This is a genomic window from Kosakonia sp. CCTCC M2018092 (assembly GCF_003864115.1).
Taxonomy (GTDB): domain Bacteria; phylum Pseudomonadota; class Gammaproteobacteria; order Enterobacterales; family Enterobacteriaceae; genus Kosakonia; species Kosakonia cowanii.
The window spans coordinates 1,770,326-1,793,654 of the sequence record NZ_CP034225.1; the positions used below are offsets into that span (position 1 = coordinate 1,770,326).

Below are 23,329 nucleotides of genomic sequence, written 5' to 3' on the forward strand. Positions count from 1 at the left end.
TTTTAACCCGGAGCCTGGCTGTGCGTCGCGATAAATCCCTCAGCCCGTTTGAAATTCGACTCTATCGCCACTACCGCGTGGTGCACGGCGTGCGCATCGCGCTGGCGTTTATCCTTACCTTTTTGCTTATCCGCCTGCTCAATGTGCCGGAGGGTACCTGGCCGTTGATTACGCTGGTGGTGCTGATGGGGCCAATCTCCTTCTGGGGTAACGTGGTGCCGCGCGCCTTTGAGCGCATCGGCGGCACCATTTTCGGTGCGGTGCTGGGGCTGGTGGCGTTAAAACTGGAGCTTTACTCTCTGCCGCTGATGCTGTTGTGGTGCGCCGCCGCCATGTTTCTCTGCGGCTGGCTGGCGCTCGGCAAAAAACCTTACCAGGCGCTGCTGATTGGTATCACCCTTGCGGTCGTCGTGGGTGGGCCAAGCGGCGATATGCATACGGCACTGTGGCGCGGTGGCGATGTAATTATCGGTTCGCTCCTCGCCATGCTCTTTACCGGCATCTGGCCGCAGCGCGCCTTTTTGCACTGGCGCATTCAGATGGCGAACTACGTCACGGCCTTTAACCGCGTCTATCAGGGCGGCTTCTCCCGCAACCTGGTGGAGCGGCCACGGCTGGAAAAACATCTGCAAAAAATCCTCAACGACGTGGTGAAGATGCGCGGGCTGATTACGCCCGCCTGCAAAGAGACCCATATTCAGAAAGCGATCTTCGAGGCTATCCAGACCGTCAGCCGCAATATGGTCTGCATGCTGGAGCTGCAAATCAACGCCCACTGGAGTTCGCGTGCCAGCCACTTTGTGATGATTAACGCTAGCACGCTGCAAGAGACGCAGCAGATGACGCAGCAGACGCTGCTCACCATCGCCCACGCACTCTATGAGGGCAACCCGCAGCCGATCCTGGCGAATACGGAAAAACTTAACGATATCGTCGCTGAACTGCGGCAGTTGATTGGCGAACATCAGGGTGATGCGGTGACGGAAACCTCCATTCACGGCTATGTCTGGCTCAGCATGGAGCTGGCGCGCCAGCTGGAGTTGTTATCACATTTGATCTGCCGGGCGCTGCGCAAATAAACGGCTAATAACCGCCTCGGGGTGTCAGGTTGTTTCGATTCAGCTATATTTGCGGTTATGATAGCCAGCAGGAAAACTTATTGTCATATGCCACTGCTTTGGGTAGGTTTGCCTCTCAGGTGATGGCCTTAACGAATCCGAATCTCAATTAATCAGGGGTGTCAAAATGGAAACAACCAAGCCTTCATTCCAGGACGTTCTGGAATTTGTGCGTCTGTTCCGTCGCAAAAACAAACTGCAGCGCGAAATTCAGGACGTTGAGAAAAAGATCCGTGATAACCAGAAACGCGTTCTGCTGCTGGACAACCTTAGCGACTACATCAAGCCGGGCATGAGCGTTGAAGCCATTCAGGGCATTATCGCCAGCATGCGTACCGACTACGAAGATCGCGTTGATGACTACATCATCAAAAACGCCGAGCTGTCGAAAGAGCGCCGCGAAATCTCTAAAAAACTGAAAACCATGGGCGAACTGAAGTCGGTCGAACACAAAGCCGAGTAAGCGCCTGCGCGGTGAGAGCATCGCCTCTCACCGTCCTCTTTTTTCTCCACCCCTTCTACTTTTCTTCCTCCTTTTTTCTTTATCACCCATAAAAACCAGGCCTTTCTCTGTTTGCAGAGTGATAAAATGCGCCGCGCAGATCGCACATCAGGACATTCAAAATATCATCAGGAGTCCGCATGTTAACGCTTGTCACCGGCGGCGCGCGCAGCGGCAAAAGCCGCCACGCCGAATCGTTAGTCAGCCCCGCGCCGCGGGTGTTGTATATCGCTACCGCGCAAATTTTTGATGAAGAGATGGCCGCGCGCATTGCCCATCATCGCCAGAGCCGCCCGGCGCACTGGCGCACGGAGGAGCGCTGGCAGCAGTTAAGCAATATCATTACCGCGCACAACGATCCGGATGAGGCGATCGTGCTGGAGTGCATCACGACGCTGGTGACTAATCTGCTCTTCGCCTTTGGCGGCAGCGACGATGCCGATTGCTGGGATTACGCCGCGCTGGAGGCGCAGGTGCAGCAGGAGATCGACGCCCTGATCGCTGCCTGCCACGGCTGCCCCTCCCCGGTGGTGATGGTAACGAATGAAGTAGGGATGGGGATCGTGCCGGAAAACCGTCTGGCGCGGCACTTTCGTGATATTGCCGGGCGCGTTAATCAGCGGCTGGCGCAGGCCGCCGATGAGGTCTGGCTGGTGGTTTCGGGAATTGGAGTGAAAATAAAATGATTAAGTTGTTCTTCGCCACATTGTCGTTTATCAGCCGCATTCCGGTACCGGGCCGTTGGGTACAGGGGCTGGATGGGGCGGATTATGTGCGTGGGATCACCACTTTTCCGCTGGTCGGCCTGCTGCTCGGCGGCCTGAGCGGTCTTCTTTTCATGGTCTTGCACGCCTGGTGCGGTGCGCCGCTGGCGGCACTGTTGAGCGTGCTGGCGCTGGCGCTGCTGACCGGCGGTTTCCATCTCGATGGACTGGCAGACACCTGCGATGGCGTTTTCTCGGCCCGCCGACGCGAGCGGATGCTGGAAATCATGCGCGACAGCCGTCTTGGCACCCACGGCGGGCTGGCACTGGTGTTTGTGCTGGTGGCAAAAATCCTTGTGCTCAGCGAGCTACAATTGCGCGATACGCCGATGATCGCGGCGCTGGCGGCGGCCTGCGCTGCCGGGCGCGGCTGCTCAGTGTTATTGATGTTCGGACACCGCTACGCCCGCGACGAAGGGCTGGGCAATCTGTTTATTGGCAAAGTGTCCGGCAAAGATACCCTTATCACCTTAATCATCACCACGCTGTTAGCCGCAGCGTTGCTCGGCGCGCAGGGCGTGCTGGCGCTGCTGGTCACCATGGTGGCGATTTACCTGCTCGGCTGGTTGCTCAAGCGCACCCTTGGCGGTCAGACCGGTGACACCCTCGGCGCGGCGATTGAGCTTGGCGAGGTTATCTTCCTGTTAGCGCTGCTCTGATCCCTTAACGAGAGACGTAATGCAGACATTAGCGACGATATTAGATCTCATTCCGGCCCCTGACGAGGCGGCGATGGTGCGCGCCCGGCAGCACCTCGATGGTTTACTTAAGCCGGTTGGCAGCCTCGGGCGGCTCGAGTCACTGGCGGCTCAATTAGCGGGAATGCCCGGCCTTCAGGGTAAACTGCGGGTCGATGAAAAAGCGCTGATTGTGCTGTGCGCCGATCATGGCGTCTGGCACGAAGGGGTAACGGTCTCGCCGAAGGCCGTGACCGCCATTCAGGCGGCGAATATGGTGCAGGCCAACACTGGCGTGTGCGTGCTGGCGGCACAGGCCGGGGCGAAGGTGCATGTGCTGGATGTCGGGATTGACGCGGAGCCGATTGCGGAGCTTATCACTATGAAGGTCGCGCGCGGCAGCGGGAATATCGCCAGCGGCCCGGCAATGACCACTGAACAGGCGGAAGCGGTGTTGCTCTCAGTAGTGCGTTATACCCGCCAGCTTGCTGCGCAAGGGGTGAAGCTGTTTGGCGTTGGCGAGCTGGGAATGGCCAACACCACGCCAGCCGCAGCGGTTGTCAGCGTGCTAACCGGGAGTGCGCCAGAGGCAGTAGTCGGTCTCGGTGCCAATCTGCCGGAATCATTATGGAATCACAAAGTGCAGGTGGTGAGCAGGGCGCTTGCCGTTAATCAGCCGGATGCGACAGACGGGCTGGATGTGCTGGCAAAAGTGGGTGGCTACGATCTGCTCGGGATGACCGGCGTGATGCTCGGTGCGGCCTCCTGCGGGCTGCCGGTGGTGCTGGATGGTTTTCTCTCTTACGCCTCTGCGCTGGCGGCGTGCCGGATAGCGCCGCAGGTGAAAACTTATCTGATTCCCTCGCATCTCTCCGCCGAAAAAGGGGCGCGTATTGCTCTTGCAGCGCTCGGTCTTGAGCCTTATCTCTCGATGGAGATGCGTTTAGGCGAGGGCAGCGGTGCGGCGCTGGCAATGCCGCTGGTGGACGCCGCTTGTGCGATTTACAACCAGATGGGGACGCTGGCGGGAAGCAATATTGTGTTGCCGGCGCAGTGAAGGTTGCCGGATGGCGGCTAACGCCTTATCCGGCCTACGCAAACCGAATGCATGCTGCTTTGTAGGCCGGATAAGCGCAGCGCCATCCGGCAAAACGCCACTACTCGGCCTGCTGCATCACCTGCAACAGCGTATCCAGCAAGCCGGGAAAACAGATATCCAGATCTTCACGGCGCAGTGAAATCATATTCTCCCGCCCCTGCGGGCGCTGCCACACCACGCCGCTGTCGCGCAGCACGCGCCAGTGATGGGTCATAGTCGATTTCGCCACCTCCTGCGGACGCAGCGTGTTGCAGCTCATTTCACTGCCGTCGGCCAGGCGCCTGATGATGGCCAGCCGCAGCGGGTTGCCGAGCGCAAAAAGCACATTTTCCAGGCGAAACTGCTCACGTTCTGGGTGGTTAGCGATCATACTTTTCCTGTATTAACGATGGGGCTGCGGCTGACTCAGCGGCGCTACTATACGCAAACTGCCTGTTTAACACCACGACCGCTACCCCGGATTCACCAATCGAAAGAATAGTGAAAATAGTTCGAATATACTCGTACAGTTGTACTATGCTAAACGCCGTTAAACCTCTGCGGCTTATTCGGGCCGCCAACTAACAGTCAACAGACTAAGGACGCATCATGCCCCGACCCATTCCTCTCGAACGTTATCGCAACATCGGTATCTCCGCGCATATCGATGCCGGTAAAACCACCACCACCGAGCGCATTCTGTTTTACACCGGGATGAGCCATAAGCTGGGGGAAGTACACGATGGCGCGGCAACCACCGACTGGATGGCGCAGGAGCAGGAGCGCGGCATTACCATTACCTCCGCAGCGGTAAGCTGCTTCTGGCCCGGTATGGATCGCAATTTTGAACCGCACCGCATCAATATTATCGACACCCCCGGGCACGTCGATTTCACCATCGAAGTAGAGCGCTCGATGCGCGTGCTGGACGGCGCGGTGATGGTCTACGACTCGGTGGGCGGCGTGCAGCCGCAGTCGGAAACCGTCTGGCGCCAGGCCAATAAATATCACGTTCCGCGCCTCGCCTTCGTGAACAAAATGGACCGCCCCGGCGCAGACTTCTTCCGCGTGGTGCAGATGATGATTGACCGCCTGAAAGCCAACCCGGTGCCGATTGTCATCCCGATTGGTGCCGAAGAGCACTTCAAGGGGGTTATCGATCTGATCAAAATGCGCGAAATCATCTGGGATGATGCCACGCAGGGCATGTCCTTTAGCTATGCCCCGGTGCCGGAGGCGTTGCTGGCAACCGCGCAAGAGTGGCGCGAAAAAATGGTCTCTGCGGCAGCGGAAGCGAATGAGGCGTTGATGGATAAATACCTCGAAACCGGTGAGCTGGATGAAGCTGAAATCATTGCCGGTCTGCGTCAGCGCACCATCGCCGGTGAAATCCAGCCGATGCTGTGCGGTAGTGCATTCAAAAACAAAGGTGTGCAGCGCATGCTCGACGCGGTGGTTGAGCTGATGCCCTCGCCGCTCGATATTCCGGCGATTCAGGGCGTGGATGAAAAAGGCCAGCCGGCGGAACGTCATGCGAATGATGACGAGCCCTTCTCGGCGCTCGCCTTCAAACTGATGACCGACCCCTACGTTGGTCAGCTGACCTTTATTCGCGTCTACTCGGGCGTGCTGAAAAAAGGCGATGCGGTCTATAACCCGGTGAAAGGCAAAAAAGAGCGCATCGGGCGTATTGTGCAGATGCATGCCAATGACCGGCATGAAGTGGATGAGCTGCGCGCGGGGGATATCGCCGCCTGTGTCGGGTTAAAAGATGTCACCACCGGTGACACGCTCAGCGATCCGGACAAGGTGATTACGCTTGAGCGCATGGAGTTCCCGGAGCCGGTGATCTCGCTCGCCATTGAGCCGAAGACCAAAGCGGATCAGGAGAAAATGGGCATCGCGCTGCAGCGGCTGGCGGCGGAAGATCCGTCATTCCGCCTGCATACGGATGAAGAGTCCGGGCAAACCATCATCTCCGGGATGGGGGAGCTGCATCTGGAGATCATTGTTGACCGCATGAAACGCGAATTCGGCGTGGAAGCGAATATCGGTCGCCCGCAGGTAACTTATCGCGAAACGCTGCGCAAAACTGTTAAAGAGATTGAAGGCAAGTTTGTGCGCCAGTCCGGCGGTAAAGGGCAGTATGGCCATGTGGTGCTGACGCTGGAGCCGCTGGCGGCGGGAAGCGGCTTTGTGTTTGAGGATGCGACCAAAGGCGGTGTGGTGCCGCGCGAGTATATCCCCTCCGTTGAAAAAGGGGTGCGCGAAGCAATGAACAGCGGCGTGCTGGCGGGCTACCCGGTGGTGGATGTGAAAGCGACGCTGACTTTCGGCTCCTATCACGATGTCGACTCTTCGGAGATGGCCTTCCGCATGGCGGCGATCTTTGGCTTTAAAGAGGGCGCGCGCCGCGCAGATCCGGCGATCCTTGAACCGGTGATGCACGTTGAAGTGGAGACGCCGGAGGAGTACGCCGGGAATATTATGGGCGATCTCTCCTCGCGGCGCGGCATGGTGCAGGGTATGGAGGAGCGTTTTGGTAGCCAGATCATCCGCGCCGACGTACCGCTAGCGGAGATGTTTGGCTATGCCACTACGCTGCGATCGATGTCGCAGGGGCGTGCAACCTACAGCATGGAGTTCCATCACTACGCGGAAGCGCCGCGCAATGTGGCAGAGGAGATTATCGCCAGCCGCAGTAAAGGATAAGTTTTAACTCGTCACTTCAAACCCCGCTTCGGCGGGGTTTTTTTATGCTCAATTGTTGTGCAGTGGAGTTGTTCTTTGCGCGGCTTCGCAACCTTTTTTTCCCGCTGCTGTTTTTCACCGAAAGTCTGGAAGCGCGCTTCCAGACTGCTTTTTTGGGCAGGAGAAAGCAATTTCATCAAGGCAAGATGTCGATATAGTTTTGAATCTATATAGCAACTGATCTATATTGGCGGGGTGAAGTGTGTGGCAGGTTGAAATGACAGAAACGTTTGATGAGTGGTTTTTTACACTGGGTGAGCGCGAACGCGCCAGCGTGCTGGCGGGCCTGATGGTGCTCAAGGTAAAAGGCCCGCTGTTGCCGAGGCCCTACGCCGATACGGTAAAAGGTTCTCGCTATCCCAATATGAAAGAGCTGCGTGTGCAGAGCAATGGCCAGCCGTTACGCATATTTTTCGCCTTCGATCCCTCCCGCAAAGGGATTCTGCTCTGTGCAGGAAACAAGGCGGGTTATGACAAGCGTTTTTACGAGGTGATGATCCCTGTCGCTGATCGTGAGTTTACGCTGCATCTGCAGAAGAACGACAAAAGGAGTGAATGCAATGAGTAAAACACTCGAGCAATTAATTGCCGAACAGACACCTGAGGTTGTCGCGAAGGCGCAAACCCTGGCGCAGGAGATGCTGCTTAATATTCACCTTGCTGAGCTGCGCGAGCGCGTGCAAAAAACGCAGAACGAAATGGCGCAGGAGCTGGGGCTTAAGCAGCCCACCGTGGCTGTGATGGAGAAGCAGGGGAGAGATATTAAGTTATCGACGCTGAAACGCTACGTCGAGGCGACGGGGAGCAAGCTGCGCATCGATATCGAGTTGCCCGACGGCTCCCATTATGGTTTCGCGCTCTGACAGCAGATCCCAGGAAGCCGACTATCATTAGCAGACATCCGCTGCGCCTGAGGAAAGGTTATGTTGCGTCCTGTCACACTGCTTTGCGCTTCTCTGCTGTTATTGTCAGCCCGGCCTGCGCTGGCGGTCACTTATCCGTTGCCGCCGGAAGGTAGCCAGCTGGTGGGTAGCCCGCAAACCATCACCGTGCCGCAGGGCAACACCTTTCCGCTGGAAGCCTTTGCTGCGAAATATAGCCAGGGGCTAAGCAATATGCTGGAAGCCAACCCCGACGCTGACCCCTATCTGCCAAAAGCCGGTTCACAGCTGGTGATCCCGCAGCAGATCATCCTGCCAGCCACCGTGCGGGAAGGCATTGTCGTTAACGTCGCGGAAATGCGGCTCTATTACTATCCAAAAGAGAGCAGTACCGTTGTGATCCTGCCGATTGGTATCGGCCAGGCCGGACGCGAAACGCCGCGTAACTGGGTGACTGCCGTTGAGCGTAAACAGGCGGGTCCTACCTGGACACCGACGGCCAACACCCGCAAAGCGTACGCCGATGAGGGCAAAACCCTGCCGGCCTTTGTGCCAGCCGGGCCAGATAACCCGATGGGGCTATACGCCATCTATATCGGTAAGCTGTATGCCATTCATGGTACCAATGCAGATTTCGGCATCGGCCTGCGCGTCAGCCAGGGCTGTATCCGCCTGCGCAATCAGGACATTAAATATCTGTTTGATAACGTGCCGGTCGGCACCCGTGTGCAGATTATCGATGAGCCGGTGAAAGTGAGCCGCGAGCCGGACGGCAGCAACTGGGTCGAAGTGCACGAGCCGCTGTCGCGCAACCGCGCAGAGTTTGAATCGACGGCAAAAGTGCCGCTGCCCGCTACGCCAGTACTCAGCAGAATCGTCAAAGAGGCGGGCGCGGATGCAAGCCAGGTAACGATGGCGCTGGAGAGACGTTCAGGTATGCCGGTAAAAATCGGCGCGCCAGCTGTCAACAATAGCGAAATGCGAGGCAATGAGCGGATGTAAAAGCGGGCAGGCACTTGCTCAATTAATTTGAATGTTATTGTTAAATCAATGTTATTTCTTCTTATGGCGTAAAGCGTAGAGTAGGGGCACTTACGATTTCCTGAACGAAGGACGACGACGCCATGAAAAAGATCGGTTTTTTATCATTTGGTCACTGGACCCCCTCGCCGCAGTCCGGCACCCGCTCCGCGGCTGACGCGCTGCTGCAATCAATCGATCTGGCGGTCGCCGCAGAAGAGCTGGGCGCAGACGGCGCTTACTTCCGGGTGCACCATTTCGCCCGCCAGCTCGCCTCGCCGTTTCCGCTGCTCGCCGCCGTTGGCGCGAAAACCAGCCGCATTGAAATTGGTACCGGCGTGATCGATATGCGTTATGAAAACCCGCTCTATATGGCGGAGAGCGCCAGCGCGGCGGATTTGATTGCCGGTGGTCGTTTGCAGCTTGGCATCAGCCGCGGCTCGCCGGAGCAGGTGATTGATGGCTGGCGCTATTTCGGCTACCAGCCCGCCGAGGGCGAAAATGAGTCCGATATGGCGCGACGTCACACCGAAGTGCTGCTTGATGCGCTGCGCGGCGAAGGGTTTGCTAAACCCAACCCGCAACCGATGTTCCCCAATCCGCCGGGTTTGCTGCGCCTGGAGCCTTACGCAGAAGGTTTGCGCGAGCGCATCTGGTGGGGCGCAGGCTCCAATGCCACCGCGGTGTGGGCGGCGAAACTGGGGATGAATCTGCAAAGTTCGACGCTGAAAGATGACGAAACGGGCGAGCCGTTCCACATTCAGCAGGCGCAGCAGATCCGCGCCTACCGGGAGGCGTGGAAAGCCGCCGGTCATACGCGGACACCGCGCGTCTCCGTTAGCCGCAGCATCTTTGCCCTGATGAACGACCGCGACCGCGCCTACTTTGGCGGTAGCCGCGACGATGATGACAAAATCGGTTTTCTTGATGAGAAGACACGGGCGATTTTCGGTCGTAGCTATGCCGCAGAGCCGGACAAATTGGTTGAACAACTTAAGCGAGACGAAGCGATCGCCGAGGCGGACACCCTGTTACTGACGGTGCCGAACCAGCTTGGCGTTGACTATAACGCCCACGTTATTGAATCAATTTTGAAACATGTTGCGCCTGCGATGGGCTGGCGCAGCTAAGTAAACGCGCCTTGCCGCACGCGTGCCGGCAGGGCGTTATTTTACCGCATTACAGAAAGATGAAATAGCGGTAAACGCTTTTCCATATTATTGATTTAAATATAAATATACCTCTTTCTCGCTCTTCGCTTTTTCAGCCAGTTAAAAAGCAGCGTATTACGCGTTTTGTCTCGTATAAGACGCCATATTCCTCCCCGCTTCGCTTGAAATGCTTTCCACTCAAACTGTTACTCAGGGTTATCTCCCTTGCGATTTTGTGACGACTGCTACACTTATTGGCGTTATCGGTAACGACATAACGTCATTTCCGCGCGGTGAAACGCTTCGTTTTTGCAGGCGGTTTCGCCCCCACACAAGGAGATAAGGTATGACAGACCGTCCACAAAATCCTCAGCACGCGCAACAACAACAGTGGCCCGGCAGTTTTTTACAGATGGAACCGAAACCCGATCACGGTGAAGCGGATTATCAGGGTTCGGGTCGCCTTAAAGGCAAAACCGCCATTATTACCGGCGGCGACTCCGGCATCGGCCGGGCTGTTGCCATCGCCTATGCCCGCGAAGGCGCAGACGTGGTGATCTCCTATCTCGATGAGCATGATGATGCGAAAGACACCGCACAATGGGTTGAAAAGGCAGGGCAGAAAGCCGTCTTGATTGCGGGCGACATCACGAATGCGGAACATTGCCGCAATATTGTGGCGCAGACGGTGGAGCGTTTCGGCAAGATCGACATCGTGGTAAATAACGCTGCCTACCAGATGACGCGCGAGTCGCTTGATGAGATCAGCGATGACGAATTCGACCGCACCATGAAAACCAATCTCTACGCCATGTTCTATATCTGCAAGGCGGCGGTGCCGCATATGCCAGCGGGCGGGTCGATCATCAACACGGCCTCGGTAAATGCCGATCAGCCGAAGCCGAAACTGATTGCTTACTCCGCAACCAAAGCGGCGATTATCAACTTCTCTGGTAGCCTCGCTGCGCTGCTGGCTGAAAAAGGCATTCGTTCAAACGCCGTTGCGCCTGGCCCCATCTGGACGCCGCTTATCCCGGCGACCATGCCGCCTGAACAAGTTGAGAGCTTCGGCAGTGAAGTCCCGCTTGCGCGCATGGGTCAACCCGCAGAACTCGCCTCGTCCTATGTGATGTTAGCCAGCGATGAAGCGAGCTATATCTCTGGTGCGACCATTGCCGTCACTGGTGGCGTCGCGGTTATCTGACACTCAAGGAGGCGTGATGAAGGCTTATCCTCTGGCACTCAGTGTGCCAGTTGCCACGCATATCTTCGGCGGGCAACGCATTAAGCAGCAGTTGGGCAAAGCGGATCTGCCCGATTCACGCATCGCGGAGACCTGGGAGATCAGCGACGTTGACGGCATGATCGCCTCGGTAGTCAACGGTGAATATGCAGGTTGCAGCCTGCGTGAGCTGGTGGAGCGCTATCCCGATGAGATGGTGGCACCCGGCTGGCGTGGCCCGTACTTTCCGCTGCTGAGCAAGTTCATCGACGGCAGCGGAATGCTGCCGGTGCATCTGCATGCCAATGATAAAGTCGCGCAGGCCCTTGAGCAGCAGCCGAACGGTAAAACCGAAGCCTGGTACATTTTGTGGGCGGCGGAAAACGCGACCTGTCTGCTCGGCGTGCGCGAGGGCGTTGATAATGCGCGGCTGAAGGCGGCGCTGCTGGCCGAGGATTACGATGCGGTGATGCACCGGGTGCCTGTCAAAGCGGGGGATACTTTTTACGTACCTGGCGGCATGCTGCACAGTTTCGGCCCCGATACGCTGATTTATGAAATCGAGCAGACCTCGGATATCCAGCAGCACGCCATGCCGTGGCGCATGGAGGATGGCTCGCGCCTGAGCCAGCAGGAGTGGGAGCGTAATATTGATGCGCTGTTACAGGAGCTGCGCCCGGAACTGCGCTGTGAGCCGCAGCCAGGCCTTATGCTTGAAGCGCCAGACCTGAAGCGGCTCTTCTGCTGCGCCGGGCCCTACTTTGCGCTGGAGCGCTGGTCGTTCAGCCAGCCGCAACGTTTTCATTTCAACAGCGCGCGTATTCTCACTAACCTCGGTGCGCCATTAACCGTGGAGGCAAACGGCGTGAGTGTCCCGGTTGGCAGGGCTGCATCGCTGCTGCTGCCCGCTGCGCTGGATGAGGTCACTCTGCGTGATGCGGGTGAGGTGCTGATCGGCTACGTGCCGGATCTGATGGTTGATGTGCTGCAACCGCTGCGCGCAGCGGGCTACCGTGAAGATCAGATTGCGGCGCTGGGCGATATAGATGGGCAACTGCGTTAACTAAGTCAGGCAGAATGCAAAAAGCCCGCTCGGGTTTCCCTGAGCGGGCTTCTTAAATGTGGCTCCTCTGACTGGACTCGAACCAGTGACATACGGATTAACAGTCCGCCGTTCTACCGACTGAACTACAGAGGAATCGTGTGGAGGCTTATCTTAGCGGCGAAAAATCTTTTGTCAAACCCCATTTCAGGGGAGGGGAGTCAACTGCTGATTCCATCAGCGATTTGCATGTATTGACACCAATTTATGCTGAATTGCTTTGCAGGATCACCATTTCTCCCCCATCATTTGAAATGTAATTTCATCTTTTACGGCAAGGACTATTTTGAACGTCGTCACCCCCCTTCGCCAGGCCGTCATGCGTACCCCCTGGTATAGAAAGCGTAAAAGCTACCGTGTACTTTTCTGGCGGGAAATCACCCCGCTTGCGGTGCCGATCTTCCTCGAAAACACCTGTGTGCTGATGATGGGCGTGCTCAGCACATTCCTCGTGAGCTGGCTGGGCAAAGAGGCGATGGCGGGCGTGGGCCTTGCCGACAGCTTTAACATGGTGGTAATGGCCTTTTTTGCCGCTATCGATCTCGGCACCACCGTGGTGGTGGCCTTCAGCCTCGGTAAACTCGACGCCGAGCGGGCGAGGTCGGCAACGCGGCAATCGCTGATGATTATGACACTGTTCGCCATCGTGCTGGCGGCGGTGATCCACTACTTCGGCCGTGAAATTATCGATGTTATTGCCGGGGCGGCAACCCAGCCGGTGAAAGATCTGGCGCTTACCTACCTTGAGTTAACGGTGTTGAGCTACCCGGCGGCGGCGATTGCGCTGATTGGCAGCGGCGCGCTGCGCGGCGCAGGGAACACGAAAATCCCGCTGCTGATTAATGGCGGCATGAACATTCTTAATATCATCATCAGTAGCGCGCTGATCTACGGTGCTTTTGGCTGGCCGGGAATGGGCTTCGCCGGTGCCGGTCTTGGATTGACCATTTCGCGCTATATTGGCGCGGTGGCGATTATCTGGGTGCTGATGATTGGCTTTAACCCGTCGCTGCGCATCCCGCTCAAAAGTTATGTTGAGAAGCTGAACTTCAACATTATCTGGGAAGTGATGGGTATCGGCATTCCGGCCAGTATCGAATCAGTACTGTTTAACGGCGGTAAGCTGTTGACGCAGATGTTCGTCGCAGGAATGGGCACCAACGTGATTGCCGGGAACTTTATCGCCTTCTCGGTAGCGGCACTAATTAACCTGCCTGGTAACGCGCTGGGCTCAGCCTCGACGATTATTACCGGTAAACGCCTCGGTAAAGGGCAGATTGCCCAGGCTGAACGGCAGCTGCGCCATGTGTTCTGGCTCTCAACGCTGTTATTGACAGCGATTGCCTGGGGAACCGCGCCGTTTGCCGGCTGGTTCGCCGCGTTTTATACCCACGAAGAGGATGTAAAAGAGGTCGTTAAGGTGCTTTTATGGCTTAACGCCGCATTTATGCCAATCTGGGCTGCGTCATGGGTGCTGCCTGCCGGGCTGAAAGGCGCACGCGATGCGCGTTTCGCGATGTGGGTGTCAATGCTCGGCATGTGGGGCTGTCGCGTCGTGGCAGGTTATACGCTTGGTATCGTATTAGGCATGGGCGTGGTCGGCGTCTGGCTGGGGATGTTCCTTGACTGGGCGGTGCGCGGCGCGCTCTTCTACTGGCGAATGGTCAGCGGCCGCTGGCTGTGGAAGTATCCGAAGCCACAGAAAACGCCGACGGAACGGGTCATTTCCGCACAGAATGGAGAATAATTCGGCAAACGCGCCAAAATGTGAAATCAGGCTTTGACATAGCGCAGGGGCACCGCTAATATTCGCCCCGTTCACACGATTCCTCTGTAGTTCAGTCGGTAGAACGGCGGACTGTTAATCCGTATGTCACTGGTTCGAGTCCAGTCAGAGGAGCCAAATTTAAGAAGCCAGATGTCTACTGACGTCTGGCTTTTTGCTTTCTGTCAATTGGTTATTCCTTTTCCTATGTCTACACTTAGTCCACTAAAAAACACTCGAAGCTACATCTTCATTTGCTGGTAAAGCTGGTTCGATTTTCTCTTTACCAGCAATCAGAGGAAACCGTCATCCCACTTACTGATACCAAAGTAAAAAATGCAAAGCCTTCCGAAAAGTCGATTAGCTCACTGGCGGCTTCGGCCTTTACCTGCTAGTACATCCTAATGGCTCAAAATACTGACAACTGGGTTAGCGCTTCGAGGACAAACAGCAAATGTTTTCCATTAGTGTCTACCCCTCAGTTACTCTTGCTGACGCCAGACAGCGCCGCGACGAAGCCAAAAAGCTATTAGCGCCCAGAATTGATCCCAGCGCTAAAAAACAGTCTGGCAACAAAACCACACTGGAAAAGCGTAACAATATACGGGCTTTCAAAATTGTTGCCAAAAGCTGGTTTGCAACCAAAACAAACTTGTCAGGGGACTATTTGCGCCCGGTCTGCACTTGTCTTGAAACATGCCTGTTTCCTGATATCGACAACAAAGATATCGGTGAGTCAGGCAAATGTGATCTGTTAGTTCCAATCAAGAAGATTGAGATACTCTATTACCTCGAAATAGCTACACGGGTAAACCAGTACGTTACCGCAATCCTGCGATATTCTATTCAGCAAAAGATCATCTGCTTTAACCCTGCTTACAATCTGGAAAGTGCCGTTAAGAAACCTCAGATTGAGCATCGTCCTGCTATTGAACTGGAAGATATACCAGCCTTACTAAAACGTATTGATGGTTATCAGGGACGGAGTAGGCTCACAGTACTGACTATAACGCTCAACCTTTTGAAGTTTGTCCGTGCCAGTGAACTCCGCTTTGCTCGTTGGTTAGCAATCAATTTTAAAAGCGCCTTGTGGGTTATCGCGGAACAACGTGAAGTTATAGAAATGATAAAACATTCAGGTCGTGGTGCAAAAATGCGCAGGAAAATTTAGGTCCCATTATGCAAGCAGGCACTGACTATTCTAGAAGAGATAAAGACACTTACCTACGACGTGAGTGGTAAATATACTTTTATCTTTACGGGATGCTATTAGGCGATGAAGTCGATGAGTGAAAACACCATCAAAAAAGCACTACGTAAAATGATTGTGACACCAAAAGCGACCTCTATAGTCATGCTTTTCGTGCTCTGGCATTTAGCGAGTTAATGGAAGCAGGTATCTTGTCAGAAGATGTGCTTGAATTTCAAAGGAGCCATATGGAAAAGAACAATGTCTGCGCTGCCTATACCCATAAGGTCGGGCATCTTGAACAACGTTGCTTAATGCTGCAATGGTGGGCTACTTTTCTGGATGCCAACCGTAAGTGAAGATATGGTCAGGCCGTTTGAGTTTGCGCATAATAGATAAATTGAACGAATGCTAAGGATGGCTTATATTTAATTGAATTATTGTGATATTTAATCTATTATTTATTATTAGTATTTCCCAAAAATAGTAAAAAAATTAATTTGCCCTAAAATAGGAACTCATTTCTATCGTGATAATAGTATCCAAGTAAATCAACAAAAAGGATTATATTAATATGAATAGTAACAGAAATAAATTAAACGCTCTGGCAGATGCTATTTTAAAAAGATTAAACAAAGATGAACGTGAAAAAATCAGGAAAGAGTACGACGTTCCAAATACATTAATTATATTGGTTGTTTTATCTGGAATTTGTTTCATCTTAAGTATATCTAACACTGATCCCGATGATTGGTTAACGAAATGGAAATTTACATTGTTTATATTTACAATAATTTTTTCGATGTTATGGTTAGGTATTTCAATAGAGAGGTTATCATTTTTTAAAACGTTGTGGAGCTTTGGGGTTGTAAAGTTGGTGATTTCTTTGTCCATTTCTGCGTTATTACTCTTCTGCACAGCAAAATCATCATCTCTTATAAATAGTGTTTTCGGTATCGATTCCTCTGCATTTCCTTTTACCAGATCTTTTTTAAGTTTCTTCTTGTTTTTGAAATACTTATATCCTTTTCTTTTTTTATTCATTATCATTTCTGTATTTCATGTTTTTAATATAATAGGTTATTTCAAAAATAATGATAATTATGAAGCTTTCCCTGCATCATCATTTTGTTTTATAGTCTTTTCAGCAATCGTCGCCGGTTTTTTATCCTTATGTCTTTATAAATATTTTAGTGAGGAAAAACTTCTTGCGAAAACTTATGTTCTTGCCCGATCGTTAGATTTCAATGAAGAAAATCACTGCCTAAATCTTAAAAATAAAAAAGTTGGCGTTGTTTTTATTGGCTCATCACAAGACAAAATTCTGATTGATGAGAATGAAATTCAAGTTAATAACCTTGAGGATTTTTTTAAAAATGAATCGGTAGACTTTAATAGTTCTAATGGTTTCAAATTCAAAGTTGAACGATGTATCTTGGATACATCAGGATCTTTTTTAGATAAATAAGGAAAAGGACTTTGCTCCGTTGAAAGCATGCAGTGGTTTCTGAGTAGGTGCAGCTGCGCGGGTGTAATGAGAGCTTTTGCAGAATGTAATTGCGGAGGATTATCGAGATGAAAAAAGATGTCGATAAAGAGGTTGTCGCCATGGAACATATTCGTTTGCTGCCAGGAAACAATGCGTGTGTTGTGCAGTTTTCCCGGCCACTTCTCGCGCGTAAGAAACACTTTTGCCGTTTTCATTGCGGTAGCGCTTCCCCGGAAGGTATAAAAAATAGCGATGATAAAGACGACAGGCGTAGCGATGCCAATCATAAGAAAGGTCATCTCAAACGCTGACATATTTGTAATCCAGTTTTTAAACACCGCTATTCCTTTTAGGTTGTTTACTTACCCAATGCTAACCAGCATTCTCATGTTCACCGATGTGCATTACGGCAATGAGTTTCCATTTGCCCTTTTTAACCACGATCGGTAACCCATGCCGCAAAATATGTAGCTGGAGCGGGGAGACCAGAGCCTTGGCGCAATAACGATTGGGTGACGAATCAAGATAAAAAAAGAGATCGACGAAACGGGCATTTTCATAAAATGTATTGGTCTCTTCCCAGGACACAATCTGCGTAGAGTGAAGTTTGCCGGACCAACGGTGACGTGTAAGGTAGATAATCCCAGCGAGAATGCTGGTCGACCTGCCTTTAAAACCAAAACAGATCCACCAGCAAAAGAGTAGTGTGACGGAAATGCTCACCAGGATGCTCATCCACTCAACAGGCTTCAGGCTGGCGAAAAAATGCTGCATAGCCATTGATTTCGTTACCTCAGTTTATGCAATTACCCAGCACGACAAGTTTCGTCGGATCTTCTGCTAAATAGCATATCGTCACACTCTTTCCTGCCCTGAACTCATCAAGATGGAGCATACGAACAAAAACCTCGCGCTGTGTGACTCTCACTTGATTATCAGTACTAAATTCAAGCATGAGGTTGAGATGCAACACCCCCTCAATACTCTGGTTTTTATTCTGCTCGGTATGTGTGATCAGCGCGGTGGTCTCTTTACCTCTATTTTTTATCATTTCTTCCTCGCGCCCGCTGACCACTGAATTACGTACACCAATAAAGATGATCACGACAGAAAATATCAAAAAGAAAATGATCAAACAGAATCCTATCGTTGCCATATTTATCCGCTTAAATAAAAGCTTTATGTATTGGTGGGAAGATAACTATCAAACGTTATCAGTTGCCTGATTATTTACTCCTCTCTGATGGGGCATAGCTCTTCACCGCCAGCCGAAACTGGCGGTGAGAGAGGCAGGCTTATCGGAAAGGGGGTTCGTTAAAGGTACGCAGCTTACGCGAATGGAGACGATCGCCTTCGGCGCGCAGCAGGTCGATGGCGCGAATACCGATTTGCAGGTGTTCGGAAATCGCCCCTTCGTAGAAGCGGTTCGCCTGGCCGGGTAGCTTGATCTCGCCGTGCAGCGGCTTGTCCGAGACGCAGAGCAGCGTACCGTAAGGTACACGGAAGCGGTAACCCTGCGCGGCGATGGTGGCGCTCTCCATATCAATCGCTACCGCGCGGCTCAGGTTAAAGCGCAGCGCCGAAGCTGAGTAGCGCAGCTCCCAGTTGCGATCGTCGGTGGTAACCACCGTGCCGGTGCGCAGGCGCTGTTTTACCTCTTCGCCGGGCATCTCGCTCACCTCTTTGGTGGCGTCATACAGCGCGCGCTGCACTTCAGCGATGCTCGGGATCGGAATATCCGGTGGCAGAACCGCATCAAGAACATGATCATCACGCAGGTAGGCGTGGGCCAGCACATAATCGCCAATCTGCTGGCTCTCGCGCAGGCCGCCGCAGTGACCAATCATCAGCCAGACATCCGGGCGCAACACCGCCAGGTGATCGCAGATGGTTTTCGCATTCGACGGGCCAACGCCAATATTGATAAGCGTAATACCCTGACCGTCCGCCGTGACTAAGTGCCAGGCGGGCATTTGATGCTTCTTCCACGCCAGATCGGAGATTGCCTGTTCCGGCGCTTCGGTGTCGGCGGTGATCCAGTGTCCGCCCGCGCAGGAGAGGGCGATATAGGGGCTATCGGGATCGAGGATCTGGCTACAACCCCAGCGCACAAACTCATCCACATAGCGGGTGTAGTTGGTAAACAGCACAAATGGCTGGAAGTGCTCGACCTGCGTACCGGTGTAGTGGCGCAGGCGCGCCAGCGAGAAGTCGACGCGGCGGGCGTCGAAGTGCGACAGCGGGTAGAGCTCGGTCGGATGGAACAGGCCATCTGCCGTCTCATCGCCAATCTGCGCCAGTTCAGTGGTCGGGAAAAAGCGTGTCAGGCCAGCGCTCATTGAGCGATCCAGCGTCAGCTCTGAACCGTCTATCACATAAGGATAAGGGATCTCGTGGGCCGAGAGGCCAACCTCGATCTGCGCGCCGTAATCCTGGCACAGCAGTGTCAGTTGCTCGATAAGATAGGCGCGAAACAGCGACGGCCTGGTAACGGTGGTAGAGTAGCGGCCCGCGTGGGTAAAGCGCGCATAGGCGCGGGTTTTCGACGGTTTGCTGGCACTGCCGTTCCAGCTCACTGATAACTGCGGGTAGACGAACAGCCCTTTTTCACGCGCTTCAACGTCCGGAAGCTCACCTTTCTCAATATAGACACCAATCGCCTCGCGAAGGGCATTGACGGAGCGGTCATACAGCGCTTCCAGTTGATCCAGCGCCTGTTCCGGGGTCAGATTTGCACCCTCGTTGGTCATTTTTATCTCCTTATCTGCGTTACGGCTCTACCGATAATATGTCACGACTTTGTGAAACGAAAGTTGCCGGCCAGTGATTCGGAAGAAACGGGGGGAGAAAAGATCCGGCGCGCCAGCGCACGCCGGAAGCGGGTTACGCGTGGATGTTGACCAGCGTACGGCCATGAATATTGTTGTTGAGGAATTCTGCGGCAGTGGCAGGGACCTGTTCGAGCGCGATCTCGGTCGCCGCCTGCTGGTAATAGCTCTCCGGCAGCGTGCTCGCCAGCTTCTCCCAGACGGCGCTGCGCTTTTCAGCAGGCACCATCACCGAGTCAACCCCTTGCAGACGCACATTGCGCAGAATAAACGGCATCACGCTGGTCGGCAGATCGAAACCGCCCGCCAGACCGCAGGCCGCCACGCAGCCGCCATAGTTGGTCTGCGCCAGCACTTTTGCCAGCACCTTGCTGCCAACCGTATCGACCGCGCCTGCCCAGAGCTGCTTCTCCAGCGGGCGCGTCTCGTCAAACTCACTTCTTGGCAGGATTTGATCCGCGCCAAGCTGGCGCAAAAACGCGTGGGTCGATTCGCGACCCGTCACCGCCGCCACGCTGTAACCGAGCGCTTTCAGCAGGACAACCGCCGTGCTGCCGACGCCACCGCTGGCACCGGTAACCAGCACCGTCCCATCCTGCGGTTTCACGCCCGCCTCTTGTAGGGCGTTAACGCAGAGCATGGCGGTAAAACCGGCGGTGCCGATGATCATCGCATTGCGCGCGCTCAGGCTCTGCGGCAGTGGGACCAGCCAGTCGCCCTTCACGCAGGCCTGGGTTGCCAGGCCGCCCCAGTGGTTTTCCCCCACGCCCCAGCCGGTGAGAAGCACCGCCTGGCCTGGCGTGTAGCGCGCATCGCGGCTTTCACTGACGCGACCGGCGAAATCGATGCCCGGCACCATCGGGAACTGACGCACGATTTTGCCTTTGCCAGTGATCGCCAGCGCATCTTTGTAGTTGAGGCAGGACCAGTCGATATCGACTTTTACCTCGCCCTCGGCAAGATCCGCCAGGGCGATCTCTTGCACCGCGGCGAGGGTCTGTTTCTCATGTTGTTCCAGAACTAATGCTTTCATAACTGCGTTTTCCTCGTCATGAGGGGTGGATTTCGGCGTAATGCCGGCTCTGCAGGTGTTATTTGAATATGTTGGCGGAAGTAGGCCCAGAAGTGGTCGAGCGGCTCTGCGCTGCGAAAGAGTTTGGCGCGCATCACCGCGCCCTCCCAGCCGGACCAGAAGAGGCTGGCCAGCGCCCCGGGCGACGCCTGTTGCGGCAGTTCGCCGCAGGCTTGCGCTTCGTGCAGGCATGCCGCCACGCGGCACTCCCAGTCGTGCAGAATGGTTTTTAGCTGCTCCGGAAAGGCATCGGGTAACAGCGGCGTCTCCTGCAACAGGTTGCCGACCAGGCATCCGCGGCGGAAATCATACTTCGCCATCCCTTCACCAGCGTGATGGACAAAGGCATCCAGCCGCTGTAAAGGGGGAAGTGATGTATCGAGCAGAAAAGTGTCGAGTTTATGGGCGAAGAAGGCACCGTAGGCCTCAAGCACCGCCATACCGAACGCCTCTTTGCTCTTAAAGCAGTGGTAAAACGATCCCTTAGGTACGGCGATATTTTTGATCACCGCCTCGATCCCGGCAGCGAGATAGCCGGTTTCTGTCAGCACCTCCAGACCCGAGCGGATCAGCGCCTGACGAGTGTCGGTAAAGTCGCGAGCCTTTTGCGGCGGGCGGCCACGACGCGGCTTTTGCGTCAATGTATTATCGCCATCCATAATTTAGACCGATTGGTTTTAATCAGCCTAAGGCTACGCCGGACGGGGAGAAGAGGCAAGGGAGAAGGGGAGAGAAAAATGCCCGCACAAGGCGGGCAACTCCGTCAGGCAGTCGTATTAATGGTACGACCGATAGCCGGATTAGAAGGCAACTGCGGGATCTGTTTGATCAGATCCGTTGCAATAGCTTGTTGCGAATCCAGCGCCTTTTTCAGCACCAGGGTGTTCACCTGGTTATCGAGCTGATAAGAATCAAGGCTGCTGGCTAATGATGCGATCTGAATTGGATCCATGTCGATCATCCTTTTGTTGTCGAGCAACATCGCTCAGCACGGCGAAATAAACGCCGCACTCTGTTATCGGCAAGATGACGCAAAACTTTATGCTAAGCCTGCCCGCTATACCGCCTTCGCTGCGGCTGCCCACTGCGCGGGAAAATCCACTGAGCGCAGCCCCGGCTCAACTGCGACCCGCTCTACCGAGACGAGGGCGTTGATAATAAAGGGATCGCGCTGGAGGTAAGCCTCAATCTGCTTCTCATCTTGCGCTTGCAGAAGAATAAAGCCGCCGGAATGGTCGCTGAGCGGACCCGCGACAATCACAATGCCTTGCTGAAGCCCTTCCACCAGCCATGTTTTATGCCCCTCGCGCCACGGCTCCAGCTGCTCAGGCGAGGTTATCCAGCGTAATGTCACTGCGTATAACATTTTCGGCTCCTTACAGGTTAATGACATCGGCCACTGAGGCGATGGCGCGCTGAATTTCACGCTCTTTCACTGCATCTCCTTTCGAGATCCCCTCCGCGCGCACAAACGCAACGTTGGTGATGCCGAGGAAACCAAAAAAGGCGTTGAGGTAGCGCTCCTGGAAATCCATCTCCTCCAGCGGGGTATCGTGGTAAAAGCCGCCGCGCGAAGAGGCGATAATTACCCCCTTATCACCGGCAAGCCCGACCGGGCCCTGTGCGGTATAACTGAAGGTTTTGCCCGGCTGGGCAAGGCGATCCAGCCACGCTTTCAGCTGGCTCGGAATGGAGAAGTTGTACATCGGCGCGCCGATAACAATCAGATCGCTTGCCAGAAACTCCGCGACCAGCGCCTCGGAGAGACGGTGCTCAACGGCGACATCGGCCGCGAGATCGCTCTCTGCCACCGGGCGGAAGCCAGCGGCGATGGGCGCGGTCAGATGGCTTATCTCGTCGTCAACAACATCACGATAAACCACCTCGTCATAGCGCCCACTTTGCATCAGCCGGTCGACAATCTCCCGGGAGAGCAGGCGCGAGACGGAGTGTGCGTGATTAAAGCTCGAATCAATATGCAGGATGTTCATACCAATAGCCTCTGGTTCAGGGAAGAGTGCGGGCAGCCCGATCGATAAACTCAGCCACGCGATCGGCATGGGAGATCATCGACAGATGGCTGGAGTAGAGTGAAACGCGCGTCGCGCCGATCGCTTTTGCCAGTGCGTTCTGCACGGTTGGGTTGAGGGCGGCGTCATTTTCGGTCACCAGATACCATGACGGTTTATCGTGCCAGGCAGCATGGGTGAGGGTGTCGGTAAAAGCGCGTGCGGCAATCGGCTGCTGTGCGGCGGCAAGCAGCTGCGCCCGCTGGCGGGAGAGGTCGTTTGCCATCACCTTATGAAACAGTGCCGGGTCGTCGAGCCAGATCAGCCCCTGTTCGTCGGCAGATAAGCCCGTCATCGGCGCATGTAAACGCGTCAGCAAGTCGGCGACAGACTCGTGGCTGTCCGGCACCAGTGCCGAAAGATAGACCAGCCCTTTGACGCGCGGATCGTTACCCGCTTCGCTAATCACCGCGCCCGCCCACGAGTGGCCGACCAGCAAAACCTCGCCCGGCTGGCGGGCAACAACTGCGCGCGTGGCGTTAACATCATCCTTTAGCGAGGTAAGGGGGTTTTGCACCGCCGTCACGTGATAGCCCATCGCCTGCAGCCGCGCCATCACCGCTGACCAACTGGAGCCATCCGTAAACGCGCCGTGTACCAGAACGATATCAGGCATGGTCTGTTCCTTTGCCTGGGAGGAAAAAACGGTCA

The 23,329-nt window shown here is 54.7% G+C and carries 26 protein-coding genes, 2 tRNA genes and 1 pseudogene; 18 read left to right on the top strand and 11 right to left on the bottom strand.

Annotated features, from left to right (window positions below):
• Positions 1-20: 20 nt before the first annotated feature.
• The 5 genes from EH164_RS08285 to cobT all read left to right on the top strand — a co-directional run bounded on the left by EH164_RS08285 (position 21) and on the right by cobT (position 4,118).
• Complete coding sequence (locus tag EH164_RS08285; RefSeq protein WP_023479166.1) at positions 21-1,079, top strand: FUSC family protein; 1,059 nt, start codon at positions 21-23, stop codon at positions 1,077-1,079.
• 166 nt (positions 1,080-1,245) lie between these two features.
• Complete coding sequence (locus EH164_RS08290) at positions 1,246-1,581, top strand: DUF496 family protein (protein WP_023479096.1); 336 nt, start codon at positions 1,246-1,248, stop codon at positions 1,579-1,581.
• 179 nt (positions 1,582-1,760) lie between these two features.
• Complete coding sequence (gene cobU, locus EH164_RS08295) at positions 1,761-2,306, top strand: bifunctional adenosylcobinamide kinase/adenosylcobinamide-phosphate guanylyltransferase (RefSeq protein ID WP_023479092.1); 546 nt, start codon at positions 1,761-1,763, stop codon at positions 2,304-2,306.
• On the top strand, positions 2,303-3,043 hold the full coding sequence (gene cobS, locus EH164_RS08300) for an adenosylcobinamide-GDP ribazoletransferase (protein WP_124967898.1): 741 nt from the start codon (positions 2,303-2,305) through the stop codon (positions 3,041-3,043). Before cobU ends, cobS begins: the two co-directional genes overlap by 4 nt.
• A gap of 19 nt (positions 3,044-3,062) precedes the next feature.
• Positions 3,063-4,118: a nicotinate-nucleotide--dimethylbenzimidazole phosphoribosyltransferase gene (cobT, locus tag EH164_RS08305; RefSeq protein ID WP_124967899.1), complete on the top strand. Its 1,056-nt coding sequence runs from the start codon at positions 3,063-3,065 to the stop codon at positions 4,116-4,118.
• A 100-nt stretch (positions 4,119-4,218) separates the two neighbouring features.
• On the opposite strand, the gene EH164_RS08310 is transcribed toward cobT, so the two are convergent.
• Positions 4,219-4,530, bottom strand: coding sequence for a helix-turn-helix transcriptional regulator (locus EH164_RS08310; protein WP_023479098.1), 312 nt, complete (start codon positions 4,528-4,530; stop codon positions 4,219-4,221).
• A 218-nt stretch (positions 4,531-4,748) separates the two neighbouring features.
• On the opposite strand from EH164_RS08310, the gene fusA reads away from it, so the two are divergent.
• From fusA to EH164_RS08345, 7 genes are all read left to right on the top strand, one after another.
• A complete protein-coding gene (gene fusA / locus EH164_RS08315) occupies positions 4,749-6,851 on the top strand; it encodes an elongation factor G (RefSeq protein WP_124967900.1) in 2,103 nt (700 codons plus the stop codon).
• 241 nt (positions 6,852-7,092) lie between these two features.
• Complete coding sequence (locus tag EH164_RS08320) at positions 7,093-7,458, top strand: type II toxin-antitoxin system RelE/ParE family toxin (RefSeq protein WP_124967901.1); 366 nt, start codon at positions 7,093-7,095, stop codon at positions 7,456-7,458.
• Positions 7,451-7,753, top strand: a complete 303-nt coding sequence (locus EH164_RS08325) for a helix-turn-helix domain-containing protein (protein ID WP_042717293.1) — start codon at positions 7,451-7,453, stop codon at positions 7,751-7,753. Before EH164_RS08320 ends, EH164_RS08325 begins: the two co-directional genes overlap by 8 nt.
• 63 nt (positions 7,754-7,816) lie before the next feature.
• The gene (gene ldtA, locus EH164_RS08330; RefSeq protein WP_124971353.1) at positions 7,817-8,773 is read left to right on the top strand and encodes a L,D-transpeptidase; all 957 of its coding nucleotides are present in this window, start codon (positions 7,817-7,819) and stop codon (positions 8,771-8,773) included.
• A gap of 122 nt (positions 8,774-8,895) precedes the next feature.
• Positions 8,896-9,921, top strand: coding sequence for an LLM class flavin-dependent oxidoreductase (locus tag EH164_RS08335; protein WP_124967902.1), 1,026 nt, complete (start codon positions 8,896-8,898; stop codon positions 9,919-9,921).
• A 367-nt stretch (positions 9,922-10,288) separates the two neighbouring features.
• Complete coding sequence (locus tag EH164_RS08340; RefSeq protein ID WP_124967903.1) at positions 10,289-11,146, top strand: glucose 1-dehydrogenase; 858 nt, start codon at positions 10,289-10,291, stop codon at positions 11,144-11,146.
• 16 nt (positions 11,147-11,162) lie between these two features.
• Positions 11,163-12,227 carry a class I mannose-6-phosphate isomerase gene (locus EH164_RS08345; protein WP_124967904.1) on the top strand — a complete coding sequence of 355 codons (1,065 nt, stop codon included), beginning with the start codon at positions 11,163-11,165 and terminating at the stop codon, positions 12,225-12,227.
• 59 nt (positions 12,228-12,286) lie between these two features.
• On the opposite strand, the gene EH164_RS08350 is transcribed toward EH164_RS08345, so the two are convergent.
• Positions 12,287-12,362 (bottom strand) — tRNA-Asn (locus EH164_RS08350).
• 5 nt (positions 12,363-12,367) lie between these two features.
• Here EH164_RS08350 and EH164_RS22915 point away from each other — a divergent pair.
• The 6 genes and pseudogenes from EH164_RS22915 (at position 12,368) to EH164_RS08375 (ending at position 17,020) form a co-directional block, all read left to right on the top strand.
• Positions 12,368-12,526: a DUF5951 family protein gene (locus EH164_RS22915; protein WP_219846320.1), complete on the top strand. Its 159-nt coding sequence runs from the start codon at positions 12,368-12,370 to the stop codon at positions 12,524-12,526.
• Positions 12,526-14,013, top strand: coding sequence for an EmmdR/YeeO family multidrug/toxin efflux MATE transporter (locus tag EH164_RS08355; protein WP_124967905.1), 1,488 nt, complete (start codon positions 12,526-12,528; stop codon positions 14,011-14,013). The genes EH164_RS22915 and EH164_RS08355 overlap by 1 nt, the downstream gene beginning before the upstream one ends.
• A gap of 80 nt (positions 14,014-14,093) precedes the next feature.
• Positions 14,094-14,169: transfer RNA gene (locus tag EH164_RS08360), tRNA-Asn, on the top strand.
• Positions 14,170-14,339: 170 nt separating this feature from the next.
• Positions 14,340-15,619: pseudogene (locus EH164_RS08365) on the top strand (tyrosine-type recombinase/integrase).
• 175 nt (positions 15,620-15,794) lie between these two features.
• Complete coding sequence (locus tag EH164_RS08370) at positions 15,795-16,688, top strand: hypothetical protein (protein ID WP_124967906.1); 894 nt, start codon at positions 15,795-15,797, stop codon at positions 16,686-16,688.
• 107 nt (positions 16,689-16,795) lie between these two features.
• Positions 16,796-17,020, top strand: coding sequence for a hypothetical protein (locus EH164_RS08375; protein WP_124967907.1), 225 nt, complete (start codon positions 16,796-16,798; stop codon positions 17,018-17,020).
• Positions 17,021-17,081: 61 nt separating this feature from the next.
• Here the strand turns inward: EH164_RS08375 and EH164_RS08380 are convergent, their stop codons facing one another.
• The 9 genes from EH164_RS08380 to EH164_RS08420 form a co-directional block, all read right to left on the bottom strand.
• A complete protein-coding gene (locus EH164_RS08380) occupies positions 17,082-17,489 on the bottom strand; it encodes a hypothetical protein (RefSeq protein WP_124967908.1) in 408 nt (135 codons plus the stop codon).
• A 13-nt stretch (positions 17,490-17,502) separates the two neighbouring features.
• The gene (locus EH164_RS08385; RefSeq protein WP_124967909.1) at positions 17,503-17,865 is read right to left on the bottom strand and encodes a hypothetical protein; all 363 of its coding nucleotides are present in this window, start codon (positions 17,863-17,865) and stop codon (positions 17,503-17,505) included.
• A gap of 139 nt (positions 17,866-18,004) precedes the next feature.
• Positions 18,005-19,459, bottom strand: a complete 1,455-nt coding sequence (locus EH164_RS08390) for an AMP nucleosidase (protein ID WP_124967910.1) — start codon at positions 19,457-19,459, stop codon at positions 18,005-18,007.
• A gap of 133 nt (positions 19,460-19,592) precedes the next feature.
• The gene (locus EH164_RS08395) at positions 19,593-20,570 is read right to left on the bottom strand and encodes an MDR family oxidoreductase (RefSeq protein WP_124967911.1); all 978 of its coding nucleotides are present in this window, start codon (positions 20,568-20,570) and stop codon (positions 19,593-19,595) included.
• A complete protein-coding gene (locus tag EH164_RS08400; RefSeq protein ID WP_124967912.1) occupies positions 20,567-21,268 on the bottom strand; it encodes a TetR/AcrR family transcriptional regulator in 702 nt (233 codons plus the stop codon). Before EH164_RS08400 ends, EH164_RS08395 begins: the two co-directional genes overlap by 4 nt.
• A 104-nt stretch (positions 21,269-21,372) precedes the next feature.
• Positions 21,373-21,561, bottom strand: coding sequence for a YjfB family protein (locus EH164_RS08405; protein WP_023479145.1), 189 nt, complete (start codon positions 21,559-21,561; stop codon positions 21,373-21,375).
• Positions 21,562-21,666: 105 nt separating this feature from the next.
• Positions 21,667-21,975, bottom strand: a complete 309-nt coding sequence (locus EH164_RS08410; RefSeq protein WP_164483607.1) for a YciI family protein — start codon at positions 21,973-21,975, stop codon at positions 21,667-21,669.
• 10 nt (positions 21,976-21,985) lie between these two features.
• The gene (locus EH164_RS08415) at positions 21,986-22,600 is read right to left on the bottom strand and encodes an FMN-dependent NADH-azoreductase (RefSeq protein WP_124967914.1); all 615 of its coding nucleotides are present in this window, start codon (positions 22,598-22,600) and stop codon (positions 21,986-21,988) included.
• Positions 22,601-22,616: 16 nt separating this feature from the next.
• Positions 22,617-23,294, bottom strand: coding sequence for an alpha/beta fold hydrolase (locus EH164_RS08420; RefSeq protein WP_370277129.1), 678 nt, complete (start codon positions 23,292-23,294; stop codon positions 22,617-22,619).
• Positions 23,295-23,329: the final 35 nt, after the last annotated feature.

Coding starts and splice junctions, on each gene's coding strand:
- EH164_RS08375 (WP_124967907.1), top strand. CDS start 16,796: ATGAAAAAAGATGTCGATAAAGAGGTTGTCGCCATGGAACATATTCGT.
- EH164_RS08380 (WP_124967908.1), bottom strand. CDS start 17,489: ATGGCTATGCAGCATTTTTTCGCCAGCCTGAAGCCTGTTGAGTGGATG.
- EH164_RS08390 (WP_124967910.1), bottom strand. CDS start 19,459: ATGACCAACGAGGGTGCAAATCTGACCCCGGAACAGGCGCTGGATCAA.
- cobS (WP_124967898.1), top strand. CDS start 2,303: ATGATTAAGTTGTTCTTCGCCACATTGTCGTTTATCAGCCGCATTCCG.
- EH164_RS08385 (WP_124967909.1), bottom strand. CDS start 17,865: ATGGCAACGATAGGATTCTGTTTGATCATTTTCTTTTTGATATTTTCT.
- EH164_RS08335 (WP_124967902.1), top strand. CDS start 8,896: ATGAAAAAGATCGGTTTTTTATCATTTGGTCACTGGACCCCCTCGCCG.
- EH164_RS08410 (WP_164483607.1), bottom strand. CDS start 21,975: ATGTTATACGCAGTGACATTACGCTGGATAACCTCGCCTGAGCAGCTG.
- EH164_RS08310 (WP_023479098.1), bottom strand. CDS start 4,530: ATGATCGCTAACCACCCAGAACGTGAGCAGTTTCGCCTGGAAAATGTG.
- EH164_RS08340 (WP_124967903.1), top strand. CDS start 10,289: ATGACAGACCGTCCACAAAATCCTCAGCACGCGCAACAACAACAGTGG.
- EH164_RS08395 (WP_124967911.1), bottom strand. CDS start 20,570: ATGAAAGCATTAGTTCTGGAACAACATGAGAAACAGACCCTCGCCGCG.
- EH164_RS08400 (WP_124967912.1), bottom strand. CDS start 21,268: ATGGATGGCGATAATACATTGACGCAAAAGCCGCGTCGTGGCCGCCCG.
- EH164_RS08370 (WP_124967906.1), top strand. CDS start 15,795: ATGAATAGTAACAGAAATAAATTAAACGCTCTGGCAGATGCTATTTTA.
- EH164_RS08420 (WP_370277129.1), bottom strand. CDS start 23,294: ATGCCTGATATCGTTCTGGTACACGGCGCGTTTACGGATGGCTCCAGT.
- cobU (WP_023479092.1), top strand. CDS start 1,761: ATGTTAACGCTTGTCACCGGCGGCGCGCGCAGCGGCAAAAGCCGCCAC.
- EH164_RS08290 (WP_023479096.1), top strand. CDS start 1,246: ATGGAAACAACCAAGCCTTCATTCCAGGACGTTCTGGAATTTGTGCGT.
- EH164_RS08345 (WP_124967904.1), top strand. CDS start 11,163: ATGAAGGCTTATCCTCTGGCACTCAGTGTGCCAGTTGCCACGCATATC.
- EH164_RS08325 (WP_042717293.1), top strand. CDS start 7,451: ATGAGTAAAACACTCGAGCAATTAATTGCCGAACAGACACCTGAGGTT.
- fusA (WP_124967900.1), top strand. CDS start 4,749: ATGCCCCGACCCATTCCTCTCGAACGTTATCGCAACATCGGTATCTCC.
- EH164_RS08405 (WP_023479145.1), bottom strand. CDS start 21,561: ATGGATCCAATTCAGATCGCATCATTAGCCAGCAGCCTTGATTCTTAT.
- EH164_RS08415 (WP_124967914.1), bottom strand. CDS start 22,600: ATGAACATCCTGCATATTGATTCGAGCTTTAATCACGCACACTCCGTC.
- cobT (WP_124967899.1), top strand. CDS start 3,063: ATGCAGACATTAGCGACGATATTAGATCTCATTCCGGCCCCTGACGAG.